13 protein-coding genes are annotated in these 15,762 nt (G+C 60.2%); 7 read left to right on the top strand and 6 right to left on the bottom strand.

Going from position 1 to position 15,762, the window contains the following annotated elements:
* Positions 1-149: 149 nt before the first annotated feature.
* From ACZ5FP_RS03410 to ACZ5FP_RS03395, 4 genes are all read right to left on the bottom strand, one after another.
* On the bottom strand, positions 150-890 hold the full coding sequence (locus tag ACZ5FP_RS03410; RefSeq protein WP_464662140.1) for an HAD family hydrolase: 741 nt from the start codon (positions 888-890) through the stop codon (positions 150-152).
* Positions 887-1,945, bottom strand: a complete 1,059-nt coding sequence (locus ACZ5FP_RS03405; protein ID WP_464662138.1) for a M14 family metallopeptidase — start codon at positions 1,943-1,945, stop codon at positions 887-889. The genes ACZ5FP_RS03410 and ACZ5FP_RS03405 overlap by 4 nt, the downstream gene beginning before the upstream one ends.
* Before the next feature lie 80 nt (positions 1,946-2,025).
* Positions 2,026-3,654, bottom strand: a complete 1,629-nt coding sequence (gene pgi / locus ACZ5FP_RS03400) for a glucose-6-phosphate isomerase (RefSeq protein WP_464663158.1) — start codon at positions 3,652-3,654, stop codon at positions 2,026-2,028.
* Positions 3,655-3,827: 173 nt separating this feature from the next.
* Entirely contained in the window at positions 3,828-4,097 is a 270-nt protein-coding gene (locus tag ACZ5FP_RS03395; protein ID WP_223614085.1) for a hypothetical protein, read from the bottom strand.
* 254 nt (positions 4,098-4,351) lie between these two features.
* On the opposite strand from ACZ5FP_RS03395, the gene ACZ5FP_RS03390 reads away from it, so the two are divergent.
* The 4 genes from ACZ5FP_RS03390 to preA all read left to right on the top strand — a co-directional run bounded on the left by ACZ5FP_RS03390 (position 4,352) and on the right by preA (position 9,539).
* Positions 4,352-4,795, top strand: a complete 444-nt coding sequence (locus ACZ5FP_RS03390; RefSeq protein WP_464662136.1) for an SRPBCC family protein — start codon at positions 4,352-4,354, stop codon at positions 4,793-4,795.
* Between the two features lie 124 nt (positions 4,796-4,919).
* The gene (locus ACZ5FP_RS03385; protein ID WP_464662135.1) at positions 4,920-6,533 is read left to right on the top strand and encodes a GMC family oxidoreductase; all 1,614 of its coding nucleotides are present in this window, start codon (positions 4,920-4,922) and stop codon (positions 6,531-6,533) included.
* 226 nt (positions 6,534-6,759) lie between these two features.
* Positions 6,760-8,217 (top strand): NAD(P)-dependent oxidoreductase, encoded by a 1,458-nt coding sequence (locus tag ACZ5FP_RS03380; RefSeq protein ID WP_464662133.1) that lies wholly within the window; start codon positions 6,760-6,762, stop codon positions 8,215-8,217.
* Positions 8,218-8,228: 11 nt separating this feature from the next.
* Positions 8,229-9,539 carry an NAD-dependent dihydropyrimidine dehydrogenase subunit PreA gene (gene preA, locus ACZ5FP_RS03375; RefSeq protein ID WP_346305259.1) on the top strand — a complete coding sequence of 437 codons (1,311 nt, stop codon included), beginning with the start codon at positions 8,229-8,231 and terminating at the stop codon, positions 9,537-9,539.
* 192 nt (positions 9,540-9,731) lie between these two features.
* Here the strand turns inward: preA and ACZ5FP_RS03370 are convergent, their stop codons facing one another.
* Together ACZ5FP_RS03370 and rutR are read right to left on the bottom strand one after the other, a co-directional pair.
* Positions 9,732-10,469, bottom strand: a complete 738-nt coding sequence (locus ACZ5FP_RS03370) for an acetoacetate decarboxylase (RefSeq protein ID WP_105733997.1) — start codon at positions 10,467-10,469, stop codon at positions 9,732-9,734.
* A 292-nt stretch (positions 10,470-10,761) separates the two neighbouring features.
* Positions 10,762-11,415, bottom strand: a complete 654-nt coding sequence (gene rutR, locus ACZ5FP_RS03365) for an HTH-type transcriptional regulator RutR (protein ID WP_223614079.1) — start codon at positions 11,413-11,415, stop codon at positions 10,762-10,764.
* Between the two features lie 210 nt (positions 11,416-11,625).
* On the opposite strand from rutR, the gene aptA reads away from it, so the two are divergent.
* The 3 genes from aptA (at position 11,626) to hydA (ending at position 15,737) form a co-directional block, all read left to right on the top strand.
* Positions 11,626-12,957 carry an omega-aminotransferase AptA gene (aptA, locus tag ACZ5FP_RS03360; RefSeq protein WP_464662131.1) on the top strand — a complete coding sequence of 444 codons (1,332 nt, stop codon included), beginning with the start codon at positions 11,626-11,628 and terminating at the stop codon, positions 12,955-12,957.
* A gap of 15 nt (positions 12,958-12,972) precedes the next feature.
* Positions 12,973-14,220: a Zn-dependent hydrolase gene (locus ACZ5FP_RS03355; protein WP_464662129.1), complete on the top strand. Its 1,248-nt coding sequence runs from the start codon at positions 12,973-12,975 to the stop codon at positions 14,218-14,220.
* A 62-nt stretch (positions 14,221-14,282) separates the two neighbouring features.
* Positions 14,283-15,737: a dihydropyrimidinase gene (gene hydA / locus ACZ5FP_RS03350; protein WP_464662127.1), complete on the top strand. Its 1,455-nt coding sequence runs from the start codon at positions 14,283-14,285 to the stop codon at positions 15,735-15,737.
* Positions 15,738-15,762: the final 25 nt, after the last annotated feature.

Raw genomic sequence — 15,762 nt, 5'->3', positions numbered from 1 at the left:
ATCGGTAGTGCGTGGTTCGACAGGCTCACCATGAAGGAGATGGAGGGTTGCAGGGAGCTATATCCTGCAACGTTCGTAGTTGGCCTTGCAGGCAAACCAAATCCCTCATGGTGAGCCTGTCGAACCACGCACAATCTTTATGCCAGCGTTCAAATACGCGGTGGCTCGCGTCCCGCCAGGAAATCTGGCAGATCGGCGATCGAGCCCAGAATGGCGTCGCTCAGCGATGCCAGATCATCCAGCGTGCTGTTGCCCGAGAGAACGCCGACAGCCAATCCGGCGCCGGCCGCATGGGCCATTTCCAGATCGTGGCCGTTATCGCCGACCATGGCGATGGCGCTGGCCGGAATGCCGGTCTTGGCCGCAAACAGCTCCAGCTGGTCGGCGTGGGGTTTTGCCCGTGCGACGGAATCATAACCGATGATCACTGAAAACAATGCGGTCAATCCCAAAGCCTCGGCGGTTGCCCGCGCACCGGCTTCCGAATCATTGGTGGCGATGCCAAGGATGAACCCCTGCGCCGCAAGCCGCTCCAGCGTTTCGCGCAATCCGTCGATGCCGACGGCCCGGCGCGACCCCTCGCGCACCGTATAATCATCGTAGCTGCGGATGCGCTCGCGCTTTTCCTCCAGCGTCAGTTCCGGATGCCAGAGATCGACAATGTCATTGATCGTTCCGGCGGCGACAACCGAGCCGCCGCGGAACCGTTCCATCTCCCAGTCATAGCCACCCGCTTCGACAAGCGCGCGGGCGCGATCCACATCGCCATCCGCCGCCTTGTGCGCCAGTTCCATGGTGATGCCGAACCACGTCCGGTTGAAATCCACCAGCGTGCCATCCTTGTCAAACAGGATAGCACGGATTTCCGAAGGATGCGTGCGGGGCATCATGCTTCCAGCGAGCCCGGCCGCGCCTGTTCGGAGCGCTTGGAACCCAGGAGCTTGAGAAGGTCATCGCCCCGCCGGGTGTAACGATGGCTGCGCCGCGTGAGAATACGGCCCGCCTGCGGCGCCGTCAGCGTGATATCGCCGGAGGGATCGCCGGGAACGGTCACCACCGTAACGAGTTTTGCGCCCGCCGCGACCTCGTCGCCAATGTTCACATGGAACAGGATCATGCCGCCCTGCGGCGCACGCACCATTTCGACATTTTCGAGTGGTGTAACCGGGCCCTTGAAATCAACCGTCAGCGTGACGGCGGGATCGGTGACCACACCGCGATGCACCAGGAACCGGTACAGGCCTTCCGCATCCGCCTTGCCTGTTGCAATATCGACATCGTTCAATCCGCGGAACTCGACTGTCGTAACAGCGCGCCGCTTCACGTCACGCTTGGCTTCCGGCAGCTGCAATACCGGATGGGCACAGGCTTCCTCAAAGGCCGCATCGGCAGTGCTGTTCCAAGACAGGATCGCCGTTGACCCGAGCGCCGCGGCCAGATCGTACATCTCTGGCAGGAATGCCTGATGGATGTAGAGGTAGTTTTCGCTCTCGTCATCGCAGTGCAGATCGAGCACGATGTCGTGCGGCAAAGCGAGGCGAAGCAATTGCGCTTTCAGCCGTTCAGCCAGCGATTTCGGACCATCGATCGGAACCAGGCCCGATGTATCAAACGTATCGAGCAAAGGGAAGGAGCGGTTGAAATTGCCGCTGGAGAAGAATTCGAAACGGCCGAGATGCTGGTGCGACAACCACTGGGCGGAGCCGACCGGATTGGCCTGCGGGACAACGGTAATGTTACCGGCGATGCGGCCTTCCCTGCCGGCTTTTTCCAGCATGGGGATGAGGAAATGCAGCGCCGCCTGTCCGGGCAGTTCCGAACCATGGAGCGACGATTGCAGATAGGCGCTGACCGCTTTTTCATCCTTGCCGGCAAAACGCAGCACACGCAGTTCGATATGATTGCCCGGCACATCGCCGGCCAGCTGGATCGTTTCCGTCTTCATCAATGCTTTTCCAGTTCCTCACTTCCGGCCCTGGAGCAGAGGCCGGATACCCATTCTGTTCGTTATCGGGCCACTATAGCCTATTTGCCGCGACGCTTCCTCAAGTGCGCGACAAGACCTTGCGTGGATGCGTCCTTGTCCGTTGGTTTTGCCTCTCCGGAGACGATCGGCAGAAGCTCGGTCGCCAGTTCCTTGCCGAGCTCGACACCCCATTGATCGAAGGCATTGATGCCGAAAAGCTGGGCCTCGACGAAAACGCGATGCTCGTAAAGCGCGATCAGGCGACCCAGAGAGAAGGGATCGAGTTTGTCATAGACGATGGTGATCGATGGCCGGTTGCCTTTGAAAACACGGTGCGGCGCAATGCGGTTCACCTCGGATTTCGCCAGCTTCTTTGCCGCGAGCTGCGCCTTGGCTTCTTCCAGCGTGCGGCCCTTCATCAGGGCTTCCGACTGGGCCAGACAATTGGCCAGCAGCATCTCATGCTGGTTGTCGAGATGCGGCTCGTGGCCCTTCGCCGCGACGATGAATTCAAGCGGGATCGTATCGGTTCCCTGATGCAAGAGCTGGAAGAAGGCATGCTGACCGTTGGTGCCGGGTTCACCCCAGACCACCGGGCCGGTCGGACCGGAAACCGGCTTGCCGTCGACGGTGACGCCCTTGCCGTTCGATTCCATGTCGAGCTGTTGCAGGTAGGCCGGCAGGCGGGCGAGCCGCTGATCATATGGAATCACGGCGCGGCTGGTGTAACCGGAGATGGCACGATGCCAGTAGCCGACCAGACCAAGCATCATCGGCAGGTTCTTGGAAAGCGCCGCCTTGCGGAAATGTTCGTCCATCGCATGGGCGCCATCGAGAAACCGGCCAAAGTTCTCGGGCCCGATCGCAATCATCAATGGCAGACCGATGGCCGACCAGATGGAATAGCGGCCGCCTACCCAGTCCCAGAAGCCGAAGATACGATCTTCCGGGATGCCGAAGGCGTCGACCTTGTCGAGCGCCGTGGAAACGGCGGCAAAGTGCTTGCCGACAGCCTTTTCACCCAGCGCATCGGCGATCCATTTGCGCGCGGCGCGGGCATTGGTCATGGTCTCGATGGTGGTGAAGGTTTTCGACGCGATGATGATCAGCGTCGTCGCCGGATCGAGGTCTTTCAAGGTATCGGCGATATGTGCCCCATCGACATTGGAGACGAAGTGGGTCTTCGGCCCGTCATGATAGGGTGACAGGGCGAGCGTTGCCATGGCCGGTCCGAGATCGGAGCCGCCAATGCCGATATTGACCACATCGGTAATCGGCTTGTTCTTCGACCCCTTGATCGCGCCGGAGCGCAGGCCATCCGCATAGGCGCCCATGCGCTTCAGCACATCGTTGACGCCGGGCATGACGTCGGCGCCATCAACCTTGATCGGCTTGTTGGAACGATTGCGCAGCGCCACGTGGAGCACGGCGCGGCCTTCAGTATTATTGATTGGTTCGCCGGCAAACATCGCATCGCGCCGGGCTTCGACATGGGCTACTTTTGCCAGATCAGCAAGGAGGGAAAGCGTCTCGTCATTGACCAGGCACTTCGACCAATCGAGGAGAAGATCGTCGAGACTGAGGGAATAACGGGAGAAGCGTTTGGCATCTTCCATGAAGGTCGCGCGCATGTTTTTCGGCGCGCCGCTTTTGAAGTGTGCTTTCAATGCCTGAACGGAGCCACGCAGGTCGTTCGCTTTCACTGTCGCCATTTCTCTCTCCTGAAGTCACGCCTTGATCCTGACAGAGTGGAACCTGCCACCGGAATCATTTTGTTTCAATCGATTTAAAGCAGAATCTCTTCCGATTTAACATCAGGTAATCTGCGCCGCAAATCCGGGCGGAACTGCGGCGCGAAAGTTTACGAGCCCTTGATGGCTGTCAGAACGTCGTCATACGCCTTGCAAGCGTCTTTCAGATCGGTCTGGCCCTGATATTTTGTGGCCAGTTCCTGCATCTTGGCAACGATTCCCTGAGCCTTGGACGGGTCCTTGGTAATGACCTGCTGAACGGCAGCGGTGATTTCACCGGCCTTTTTGGTCAGCTCTTCCTGGGTGCAGGTGGGGGCTTTGGAACAGCCGACGAGAGCGACAGCCAGCAGCGAAATGCCGGCGACCATTTTCAATTTCATGTGCAGTCTCCCTTGATGAGATGAATGAAGTAGAAGAATAGTTGGGTCAGTACTTTGTGGCCGTCATCCCTGCGGAATCACAAAGTCTTAATCCTGTTATTACACCGCTCCTGTCCGGTCCAGCATCTTCATCGCCAGTATCATGATGTTTTGTGACAGGATTTAATACAGTGGCAGGAAGAACGAATTTTTATAAATCATGGACAGATGAAGTCGTCTATCTTAGCTTTCTTCTTCCAGGGAGGCATTGAAACATGGATATGACCGGCGAAGAACGCATTGCAGCGCCCCGCGAAGCAGTCTGGAAGGCATTGAACGACACGGACGTGTTGAAAGCCTGCATCCCGGGCTGCGAAAGCCTCGAGCGGATTTCCGATACGGAACTGGAAGCCACGGTCGGCGTCAAACTCGGCCCCGTCAAGGCGCGCTTCAACGGCAAGGTCGAATTGAGCAATCTCAATCCTCCGCTGTCCTACACGATCACGGGCGAGGGCAAGGGTGGTATTGCCGGTTTTGCTAGGGGTGGCGCCGATGTCACCCTGATCGAGGAAGGCGGCGAGACCGTGCTCACCTATACGGTCAATGCCGATGTCGGCGGCAAGATCGCCCAACTCGGCAGCCGCCTTATATCGTCCTCCGCCAAGAAACTCGCCACCCAGTTTTTCGAGAATCTCAATCAGGCCGCTGCCGGCACCTGACACGCCGGACAATTCGACAGGCCTGTCGCATTTTCCATAAGCCATGGCGGAATGACGTTTGGGTTTGCTACGATGAAGCCGGATATCCTGCCTGGATAAATAGATTGTGTTCGGGCTGGAATTCATGCGCGCGTTTGATTTCATCATTGTCGGATCAGGCTCTGCCGGATCGGTTGTCGCCGAGCGCTTGTCCGCCAGCGGACGCCACACGGTTCTAGTCCTAGAAGCGGGCGGGACGGACCGGCGGTTCTTCGTGCAGATGCCGCTCGGTTACGGCAAGACCTTCTACGACAAATCCGTCAACTGGATGTACAAGGCCGAAGCCGATCCGGGGCTTGGCGGCAATGCGGATTACTGGCCGCGCGGCAAGGTGCTGGGCGGGTCGAGTTCGATCAATGCCATGGTCTATATCCGCGGCGCGAAGGAGGATTTCGACGAATGGCGCGCACGCGGCAATCCCGGCTGGGGCTATGACGATGTACTGCCGGTGTTTCAGGCATTGGAAGACCATGACGGCCCCGCGAAAAGCCTTGGCCGCGGCGGACCACTGCATGTCACCGATTGTTCGCACCTGTTTCATCCGCTGGCCAATCAGATTCTGAAGGGCGCGCAGGAGGCCGGCCTGCACTACAATCCCGATTTCAATGGCGCCACGCAGGAAGGTACGGGGCCATTTCAGCTGACCACGAAAGGCGGGCGGCGCATGTCCGCCGCCAGGGCTTTTCTGCGCCCGGCGATGAAACGCCCCAATGTCACGGTTCTGACCGGCGCGATGGTGCAGCGGATTGTTTTTGAGGGCAAACGGGCTACCGGTGTTGCGTTCACCCGCAACGGCCGGACCGAGACGGTCAGTGCCGGGCGCGAAGTGATCCTGTGCGGCGGCTCGGTCAATACACCGCAACTGCTTGAACTTTCGGGCATTGGTGACGCGGCGCGCCTGGCGCAATTCGGCATTCCGCTTGTGCACGCCAACAGCCAGGTGGGGGAAAACCTGCAGGACCATCTCGGCATCAATTATACCTACCGGGCCAACGTGGCCTCGCTCAACCAGGTGCTGCGTCCGTGGTGGGGAAAACTGCGCGTCGGCATCGAATATCTGCTGCTGCGCACGGGGCCCCTGTCGATCAGCATGAATCAGGGCGGAGGCTTCTTTCGTACCGATCCGTCGCGGCAGCGCCCGAACATGCAGCTGTATTTCCAGGCCTTCTCGACCGTGCGGCCGAGGGAAGGCGAGCGCCCGATCCTGACCCCCGATCCCTGGCCGGGCTTTTCCATCGGCCTGTCCAATTGCCGTCCGACCAGCGTCGGGTCCATCCATATCCGCTCCGGCAATCCGCTCGACGCACCGACCATCGCGCCGAACGCTTTTTCGACCGGGCATGATGTTGCCGAGATGCTGGATGCGGTGAAATTCCTGCGGAAAATCGCAGCGACGCCAACCCTGTCGAAGCTGATCGTCGAGGAATTGCTGCCCGGTCCGCAGTGCCGGAGCGACGAGGATCTCATTGCCGATTTCCGCCGGCGCAGCGGCACGGTCTATCACCCGGTTTCGACCTGCCGCATGGGCCCGGACCCGGCGGTATCGGTGGTCGACCCGCATTTGCGGGTGCACGGCGTCGAAGGGCTGCGTGTGATCGACTGCTCGATCTTTCCCAATATCATTTCCGGCAATACCAATGCCGCCGCCATGATGGTCGGGGCAAAAGGCGCAAGCCTTGTTCTCAATGATCTGATTTAGCTTTTCCCCGCTGCCCTTGCCAGATTTGCGTGGATATCCAGCCGTGCAAACGAAACGAATATGATTCAATTTCATATTTCTTGACCGTTTGATAAAAAATTTGACCTTTTGTGAAAATCTGGCATTCTTTCCATCAACAGGCGCCGGACAAACCGGCCCATCAACAAATTGCGGCACGCCCAAAGGGAACGGGATGCTGCAGTTTCAGAAATGGAGAGGCGATTTCATGGGATCGATCGATTCTGGAATCCGTGATGTGAGGGCCGGGCGGCTAGAGTCCGATGCTTACACCGATGTTTTTTCCGATCTGCACCCGGCATTGACGCGGCATGAAGCCTTTGTCGAATCCGACCGCTGCTACTTCTGCTACGATGCGCCCTGCATGAATGCCTGCCCGACGGGCATCGATATTCCGCTGTTCATCCGCCAGATCGCCGCCGACAATCCCACCGGTTCTGCCAAGACGATTCTGGCGGAAAACATTCTCGGCGGCATGTGTGCCCGCGTCTGCCCGACCGAAACCCTGTGCGAACAGGCCTGCGTGCGTGAGACCGCCGAGGGCAAGCCGGTGAAAATCGGCCTTCTGCAGCGCTACGCCACTGACCATCTGATGGAAAAGGGCCAGCACCCCTTCAAGCGCGCCGAGCCGACAGGCAAGAGCGTTGCTGTGGTCGGCGCGGGTCCGGCCGGCTTGTCCGCCGCGCACCGTCTGGCCAAGCACGGCCACAACGTGACGATTTTCGAAGCCAGACCGAAAGCCGGCGGCCTCAATGAATATGGCATTGCCGCCTATAAGAGTGTCGACAATTTTGCCCAGAAGGAACTCGATTTCATTCTGGAAATCGGCGGGATCACCATCGAGAACGACAAGGCGCTTGGCCGGGACATCAGCATCGATGCGCTGAAAGCCGGTTTGGATGCGGTTTTCCTCGGCATGGGATTGCCGGGTGTGAACGAGCTTGGCCTCGAAGGCGAGGATGCCGCCGGTTGCATCGATGCCGTCGACTACATCTCCGTATTGCGCCAGAGCGAAGACCTGTCGCAGATCGCCGTGGGGCGCGACGTTGTCGTCATCGGCGGCGGCATGACGGCCATCGACGTGGCCGTGCAGACCAAGCTGCTGGGCGCCGAGAACGTCATCATCGCCTATCGGCGCGGGCCGGAAAGCATGAATGCCAGCCCCTATGAGCAGGAACTGGCGCTGAAAACCGGGGTGATCATCCGCCATTGGTTGCAGCCGCGGGCGCTTACCCGCAACGCATCCGGTGAAGTCTGCGGCATCACGCTGGATTATACCGCTATGGCCGACGGCAGGCTCGCCATCACCGGCGAAAGCATCACCCTTGCCAGCGACCAGATTTTCAAGGCCATCGGCCAGACGCCGGCAGAGAGCATCCTCACCGAAGCCGGGCTTGCCCTATCGAAGGGACGTATCAGCGTCGACGACGACCGCCGTACTTCGATTCCCGGCATATGGGCTGGCGGCGATTGCATTGCCGGTGGTCAGGACCTGACCGTGGCCGCGGTGCAGGACGGCAAGCTTGCCGCTGAATCCATCCACCGGGCGCTGACGCAGCAGCCGGAGAAAGTCAGCGGCTTTGTCGAAGCCGTCATGGCGGAAAATCCGGACGGCGCGTCGGCACCGGCGCAGCACCCCACCCATCCAAGCCACATCGCTGGCTGAAGGAGATCGACATGGCTGATCTTTCATCGAATTTCCTCGGCATCAAATCCCCCAACCCCTTCTGGCTGGCCTCCGCACCGCCGACTGACAAGGCCTACAATGTCGAGCGCGCCTTCAAGGCGGGCTGGGGCGGCGTTGTGTGGAAGACACTGGGCGAAGAGGGCCCGCCTGTCGTCAACGTCAACGGTCCGCGCTACGGCGCGATCCACGGCCCCGACCGGCGCTTGCTCGGCCTGAACAATATCGAGCTCATCACCGACCGTCCGCTGGAAGTGAACCTGCGTGAAATGACCGAGGTGAAGAAGAAGTGGCCGGACCGGGCGCTGATCGCCTCGATCATGGTGCCCTGCGAGGAGAACGCCTGGAAAGCCATCCTGCCGCTGGTCGAGGCTACCGGTGCGGACGGCATCGAGCTCAACTTCGGCTGCCCGCACGGCATGTCGGAACGCGGCATGGGCGCGGCGGTCGGCCAGGTGCCGGAATATATCGAGATGGTGGTGCGCTGGTGCAAGCAATATACGCGCATGCCCGTCATCACCAAGCTGACGCCGAATATCACCGATATCCGCAAACCGGCACGGGCGGCAAAATCCGGCGGTACCGATGCCGTGTCGCTGATCAACACGATCAATTCCATTGTCTCGGTCGATCTCGATACCTTTGCGCCCAATCCCTCGATTGACGGGCGCGGATCGCACGGCGGTTATTGCGGCCCGGCCGTCAAGCCCATTGCGCTCAACATGGTGGCGGAAATTGCTCGCGATGCGGAGACGCGTGGCCTGCCGATCTCCGGCATCGGCGGCATCACGACATGGCGCGATGCGGCGGAATTCATCGCGCTCGGTTGCGGCAACGTGCAGGTGTGCACGGCGGCCATGACCTATGGCTTCAAGGTCGTGCAGGAAATGATCGACGGGCTCTCCGACTGGATGGACTCCCGCGGCTTCGCTTCCATCGAGGACTTCCGCGGCATGGCCGTGCCGAACGTCTCCGACTGGCAGTACCTCAATCTCAACTACATCACCAAGGCGCAGATCGACCAGGACCTGTGCATCAAATGCGGCCGCTGCCACATTGCCTGCGAGGACACGTCGCACCAGGCCATCACGGCGATGGTGGACGGCGCCCGGCATTTCGAGGTGATCGACGAGGAATGCGTCGGCTGCAACCTCTGCGTCAATGTCTGCCCTGTCGACAACTGCATCACCATGGTGCCGATGACCTCGGGGGTCGACCCGCGCACCAAGCTGCCGATCCAGCCGGACTACGCCAACTGGACCACCCATCCCAACAATCCGATGGCCAAAGCCGCTGCCGAATAACATTCAAAAACCCGCCGTTAAGGCGGGTTTTTTCTTTGTCAGACTATTGTGCGTGGTTCGACAAGCTCACCATGAGGGATGTGGGTTGGCTGCAAGCCAATCGTCAGCATTGCAGCATATGACTCCCTGCAAGCTTCACTCTCCCTCATGGTGAGCTTGTCGAGCCACGCACAACCACCCTGCAACGGACCATTATCCCTTCATATAATCGTACACGACCTCCCCGAGCCCGAGGGTCAGATCGGCGATGAAATGCGTTCCCGACAAGACTTCCAGAACGGGCAGGCCCGCAACATTGGCCATGACATGCGCATGAAGTTCGAGCGCCGCCGGTGCCGTCCACGCGCCTTTCAGATCGATATCCTGCAGGTGATATTCGACCAGCTCGCAGATGCGCGCGGTACCGTCCACATGCGGAATGATCTTGATGAGATAATTCGGCAGCAGCATCGATTTCAGAACGGCGGCATGATCGGCCGGCTTGTGCTTGTAGCCCATGGTGCCCGTCGCACAGAGCACACTGCCGTAGTGCAGCGTGCCGAGGATGGTTTCACCCTCATGGGAGATTTTCGGCTTGGCGAGTTTCTTGGGAAAGCCCCAGATCTCGCGCCCGCCGGCGATCGGCGCATCATCGTCGAGATACATGGAATGAACGTAGACGCCCTCCTTGCCGTTGAAGCGGACCGGGATGACCTGGCCGGATTCGGTGTAATCGCCAAAGCCGGTTGAATCCGGCATGCGGATGAACTCGAATTTGACAATGGGCTCGGCGATCTCAAGCGGTTCGGGCACCACCGCCCGCAGTGCTTCCGGATCGGTGCGATAGGTGATGACCACGAATTCGCGGTTGATGAAGCGGTAGGGACCCGGCGGATAGGAGGGGTTGGTGAGCGGCATGGCATAGGCGGAACGAACATCGGATATTTTCACGGGGGCATCTCCGGATGTCAGGGGAACCGGCTTTGACGCAAGCCAGGCGCGGCAACGGATATTGCGACGCAGCGGAACAATAGTGCAATGCACAATCCGCGTCTGTCAATTTCGCGTGAGGCAGGCGTTTTGCATCAACATCGTGCGTGGTTCGACAAGCTCACCATGAGGAATGGAGGCGGACGGCAGGGAGCTATATCCACTGCATTTCCGATTGGCCTTGCAGTCAACAACCTCCCTCATGGTGAGCTTGTCGAACCACGCACAATCTACCTGTGATGGACCAATCCCCTCACCCGCGCGGGCGGATGCCGTTGAGAATGATGCTCAACACCGCCTGCGCCGTCTGCTCGCGGAACCCGGGGCGGCCAACCTGATTGCCCATGATGGCACGGACCTGCACATCGAAATCCGCATAGTGCTGCGTGGTCGCCCAGATCATGAAAATCAGGTGATAGGGATCGACCGGCGCGAGCTTGCCCTCGCCGACCCAGCGGCGGATCACCGCCGCCTTGTCGTCGACCAGCGGCTTCAGGTGCTTGCTCAGAAATTCACTGATCGCCGGTGCGCCATGCAATACTTCGTTGGCAAACAGCCGCGACGCTTCCGGGTGGCTCTCCGACATCCGGATTTTCAGGGTTATGTATTTGCGCAACTGCTCGATCGGGTCGCCCTCGGGATCGATTTCCGCCAGCGGCGCCAGCCACTCCGCCAGCGTCTCTTCCAGCAGCGTCACATAGATGTTCTGCTTGCGCGGGAAATAATACAGCAGGTTCGGCTTCGACATCCCCGCCTTGTCGGCAATCTGGTCGATGGTGGTGCCGCGAAAGCCATAGGCGGAGAAAACATCGAGAGCGGCATCGAGAATGAGACGGCGATTGATTTCCTGGATGCGCGTCGTCTTTTCCGGCACATCGCTCGTCTTTTTCTTCGCTGCCCTCGCCATGCCACTCATCCCTTTTTGTTATCCGGCGCGACGGGCCGTTTCGTCGCATCCCGGAACCGCTTTTATTCCCCATAAAGCGCTTGACCGGCTTCCTATGCTCTTCTAGCCTGCATTTTGACCAACTAGTCAAGTTTTTGATTGCACCACAGGTTCAATCATTCGGGAACACAAAACAAGCGGCAATGTCCGCAAACAGGAGGCGTACGTCACATGTCGAAATCGGCATTGGGATTGGGCACCAATAATCTCGACGCGTTCTGGATGCCGTTTTCGGCAAACAGGCAGTTCAAGCAAAATCCCCGTCTTCTGGTCAGCGCCAAGGACATGCATTTCAAGTCCGCCGACGGCCGCGAAATTCTCGACGGAACCGCCGGTCTGTGGTGCTGCAACGCCGGTCATTCGCGCCCGAAAATCGTCGAGGCGGTACAGAAACAGGTTGCCGAACTCGACTACGCGCCCGCCTTCCAGATGGGCCATCCCAAGGTCTTCGAACTGGCCGCGCGGCTTGCGGCCATGCTGCCGTCCCCCATCGATCACGTCTTCTTCACCAATTCCGGCTCGGAATCGGTCGACACGGCGCTCAAGATCGCCCTCGCCTATCACCGCGCCAAGGGCAACGGCACCAAGACCAAGCTGATCGGCCGCGAGCGCGGCTACCACGGCGTCGGTTTCGGCGGCATTTCAGTCGGCGGCATTTCCGGCAACCGCAAGACATTCGGCAACGCGCTCGGCGGTGTCGACCACATCCGCCATACCCACGATCTCGCGCGCAATGCCTTCACGCGCGGCGAGCCCGAATATGGCGTCGAATTTGCCGATGACCTGGAAAAGGTGATCGCCCTGCACGATGCTTCCAACATCGCCGCCGTGATCGTCGAACCGGTGGCCGGATCGACCGGCGTGCTCATCCCGCCGAAGGGGTACCTGCAGCGCCTGCGCGAGATTTGCACGAAGAACGATATCCTGCTGATCTTCGATGAAGTCATCACCGGCTTCGGCCGTCTCGGCACCCCCTTCGCCGTAGATTATTTCGGCGTGGTTCCCGATCTCATCACGACCGCCAAGGGCATCACCAGCGGCGTGATCCCGATGGGCGCGGTGTTTGCGTCGAAGCAGATCTACGATGCGTTCATGACCGGCCCGGAAAACATGATCGAACTCTTCCATGGCTATACCTATTCCGGCCACCCCATTGCCTGCGCGGCAGCGCTTGCGACGCTGGATACTTACGAGGAAGAGGGCCTGCTTACCCGTGCGGCGGAGCTTTCCGATTACTGGGCCGATGCATTGCATGCCCTGAAGGGGCTGCCGCATGTCGTCGACATCCGCAACCTCGGCCTGATCGGTGCCATCGAGCTGGAACCCATACCAGGCGCACCGACCAAGCGCGCCTTCCAGGCATTCCTCGATGCCTATGAAAAGGGTGTCCTTATCCGCACCACGGGCGATATCATTGCGCTGTCGCCACCCCTGATCATCACCAAGGGCCAGATCGAGCATCTCTTCGATACGCTGGCCGACGTCCTGAAAAACCTGGCATAGTTGAAAGGCTCTCACATGGCGCTCACTGGAAATCTCAGGATCAACGGCGACCGTCTCTGGGACAGCCTGATGGACATGGCAAAGATCGGACCGGGACTGCGCGGCGGCAACAACCGCCAGACCCTGACCGACGAGGACGCCGAAGGCAGGCGCCTGTTCCAGAGCTGGTGCGAAAAGGCCGGGCTGACCATGGGCGTCGATACCATGGGCAACATGTTCTTCCGCCGCGAAGGCACCGACCCGGATGCGCTGCCCGTCTATGTCGGGAGCCATCTCGACACCCAGCCGACCGGCGGCAAATATGACGGCGTGCTCGGTGTCCTCGGCGGGCTCGAACTTGTCCGCACCCTCAACGACCTCAATATCAAGACCAAGCACCCGATTGTCGTGGTCAACTGGACCAATGAGGAAGGCACGCGTTTTGCTCCCGCCATGCTGGCATCGGGCGTCTTTGCCGGTATCCACACGCAGGACTGGGCCTATGCGCGCGAAGACGCCAAGGGCAAAACGTTCGGCGGCGAGCTGGAGCGCATCGGCTGGAAGGGTGACGAGGAGGTGGGCGCGCGCAAGATGCACGCGCTGTTCGAACTGCATATCGAGCAGGGCCCGATCCTCGAAATCGAAGGCAAGGATATCGGCGTCGTCACCCATGGCCAGGGCCTGTGGTGGCTGCAGATCACGCTGACCGGCAAGGACAGCCATACGGGTTCCACACCGATGCCCATGCGCCGGAATGCCGGGCTGGGCATGGCCCGCATCACCGAACTCGTCCACACCATCGCCATGGCGCACCAGCCCAGTGCCGTCGGCGCGATCGGCCATTGCGATGTCTATCCGAACTCGCGCAATGTCATTCCAGGCAAGGTGGTCTTCACCGTCGACTTCCGCTCGCCCGACCTTGCGACACTCAATGCGATGAAGGCGGAGCTCGAGGAGAAGGCGCCGAAGATTGCCAAAGAGCTCGGGCTGGAAATCGAGATCGAGGAAGCCGGACATTTCGATCCCGTCACATTCGACGAAGGCTGCGTGACCGCCGTGCGCAATGCGGCCGAGCGGCTGGGTTACAGCCACCGCAACATCATTTCCGGCGCGGGGCACGATGCCTGCTGGGTCAACCGGGTTGCACCAACAGCCATGGTCATGTGTCCCTGCGTCGACGGGCTCAGCCACAATGAAGATGAAGAGATTTCCAAGGAATGGGCGGCCGCCGGCGCGGACGTCCTCCTGCATGCTGTTCTGGAAACGGCCGTGATCCAGACCTGACCGGATACCATTTCCATACAGAGCAACATGTTCGACAAAAGACCAATAAGGGGAACGGACACATGGCTACGAAAGTGATCAAAGGCGGGACCATCATTGCCGCCGACCGCACCTACAAGGCGGATGTGCTGATCGAGGGCGACATCATTGCCCAGATCGGCACTGATCTTTCCGGCGATGAGATTATCGATGCGACGGGTTGCTACCTGATGCCGGGCGGCATCGATCCGCATACCCATCTCGAAATGCCCTTCATGGGCACCCACTCTTCCGATGATTTCGACACAGGCACCGCCGCGGCGCTGGCGGGCGGCACCACCATGGTGGTCGATTTCGTCCTGCCCGGCGCCGACGGCTTGCTGGCAGCCTTGCAGGACTGGTTCCAGAAGGCAGGCAAGGCACGTACCGACTATTCCTTCCACATGGCCATCACCGGCTGGAACAAGCAGATCTTTGACGAGATGCCGAAGGTGGTGGAACGCGGCATCAACACGTTCAAGCACTTCATGGCCTACAAGGGCGCGCTGATGGTGGACGATGACGAGATGTTCGCCTCGTTCACGCGCTGTGCCGAGATCGGCGCCATGCCGCTGGTCCACGCCGAGAATGGCGACGTGGTCGCCCATCTCCAGCAGAAACTCCTGGCAGAAGGCAACAATGGACCGGAAGCCCATGGCTATTCCCGGCCGCCGGAGGTCGAGGGGGAAGCGGCCAACCGCGCCATCATGATCGCCGACCAGGCCGGCGTGCCGCTCTACATCGTCCACGTGTCCTGCGAGCAGGCGCATGAAGCCATCCGCCGCGCCCGCCAGAAGGGCATGCGCGTCTATGGCGAGCCACTGGTGCAGCATCTGACGCTCGACGAGAGCGAGTACAAGAACAAGGACTGGGACTATGCGGCGCGCCGGGTGATGTCGCCGCCCTTCCGCGACAAGAGCCATCAGGACGGCCTATGGGCCGGTCTCGCCTCCGGAAGCCTGCAGGTGGTGGCGACCGATCACTGCGCCTTCACCACGGAGCAGAAGCGTTTTGGCGTCGGCGATTTCACCAAGATTCCCAACGGCACCGGCGGGCTTGAGGACCGCATGCCCGTGCTGTGGACCAGGGGCGTTCGCACCGGCCGCCTGACGCCGAACGAATTCGTGGCCGTGACCTCCACCAACATCGCCCGCATCCTCAACATCTATCCGCGCAAGGGCGCCATCCTGCCGGGCTCCGACGCGGATATCGTCATCTGGGACCCCGAGGCATCGAAGGTGATTTCCGCCAAGACACAGAAATCCGCCATCGACTACAACGTGTTTGAAGGGATCGAGGTTACCGGACTGCCGCGCATCACCCTGTCGCGCGGACAGATCGCCTACAAGGACGGCGAAGTGCTGGCGCAGACCGGCAGCGGCCGCTTTGTCGAACGCGAGGCCAATGCGCCGGCCAATCGTGCACTTTCCACGTGGAAGGAACTCACGGCACCGCGTAAGGTGGAGCGCGATCCGAAAAACATACCGGCGGGCGTCTGATGACAGTCGTCGCGCTCCGACCCAA

It is taken from the genome of Phyllobacterium sp. T2-21, from assembly GCF_055378485.1.
The sequence above is the reverse complement of the archived record's forward strand: the minus strand, read 5'-3'. Positions and strand labels throughout refer to the sequence as shown.

Coding starts and splice junctions, on each gene's coding strand:
- aptA (WP_464662131.1), top strand. CDS start 11,626: ATGTCGAAATCGGCATTGGGATTGGGCACCAATAATCTCGACGCGTTC.
- ACZ5FP_RS03380 (WP_464662133.1), top strand. CDS start 6,760: ATGGGATCGATCGATTCTGGAATCCGTGATGTGAGGGCCGGGCGGCTA.
- ACZ5FP_RS03390 (WP_464662136.1), top strand. CDS start 4,352: ATGGATATGACCGGCGAAGAACGCATTGCAGCGCCCCGCGAAGCAGTC.
- ACZ5FP_RS03410 (WP_464662140.1), bottom strand. CDS start 890: ATGATGCCCCGCACGCATCCTTCGGAAATCCGTGCTATCCTGTTTGAC.
- ACZ5FP_RS03405 (WP_464662138.1), bottom strand. CDS start 1,945: ATGAAGACGGAAACGATCCAGCTGGCCGGCGATGTGCCGGGCAATCAT.
- ACZ5FP_RS03385 (WP_464662135.1), top strand. CDS start 4,920: ATGCGCGCGTTTGATTTCATCATTGTCGGATCAGGCTCTGCCGGATCG.
- ACZ5FP_RS03395 (WP_223614085.1), bottom strand. CDS start 4,097: ATGAAATTGAAAATGGTCGCCGGCATTTCGCTGCTGGCTGTCGCTCTC.
- ACZ5FP_RS03355 (WP_464662129.1), top strand. CDS start 12,973: ATGGCGCTCACTGGAAATCTCAGGATCAACGGCGACCGTCTCTGGGAC.
- rutR (WP_223614079.1), bottom strand. CDS start 11,415: ATGGCGAGGGCAGCGAAGAAAAAGACGAGCGATGTGCCGGAAAAGACG.
- preA (WP_346305259.1), top strand. CDS start 8,229: ATGGCTGATCTTTCATCGAATTTCCTCGGCATCAAATCCCCCAACCCC.
- hydA (WP_464662127.1), top strand. CDS start 14,283: ATGGCTACGAAAGTGATCAAAGGCGGGACCATCATTGCCGCCGACCGC.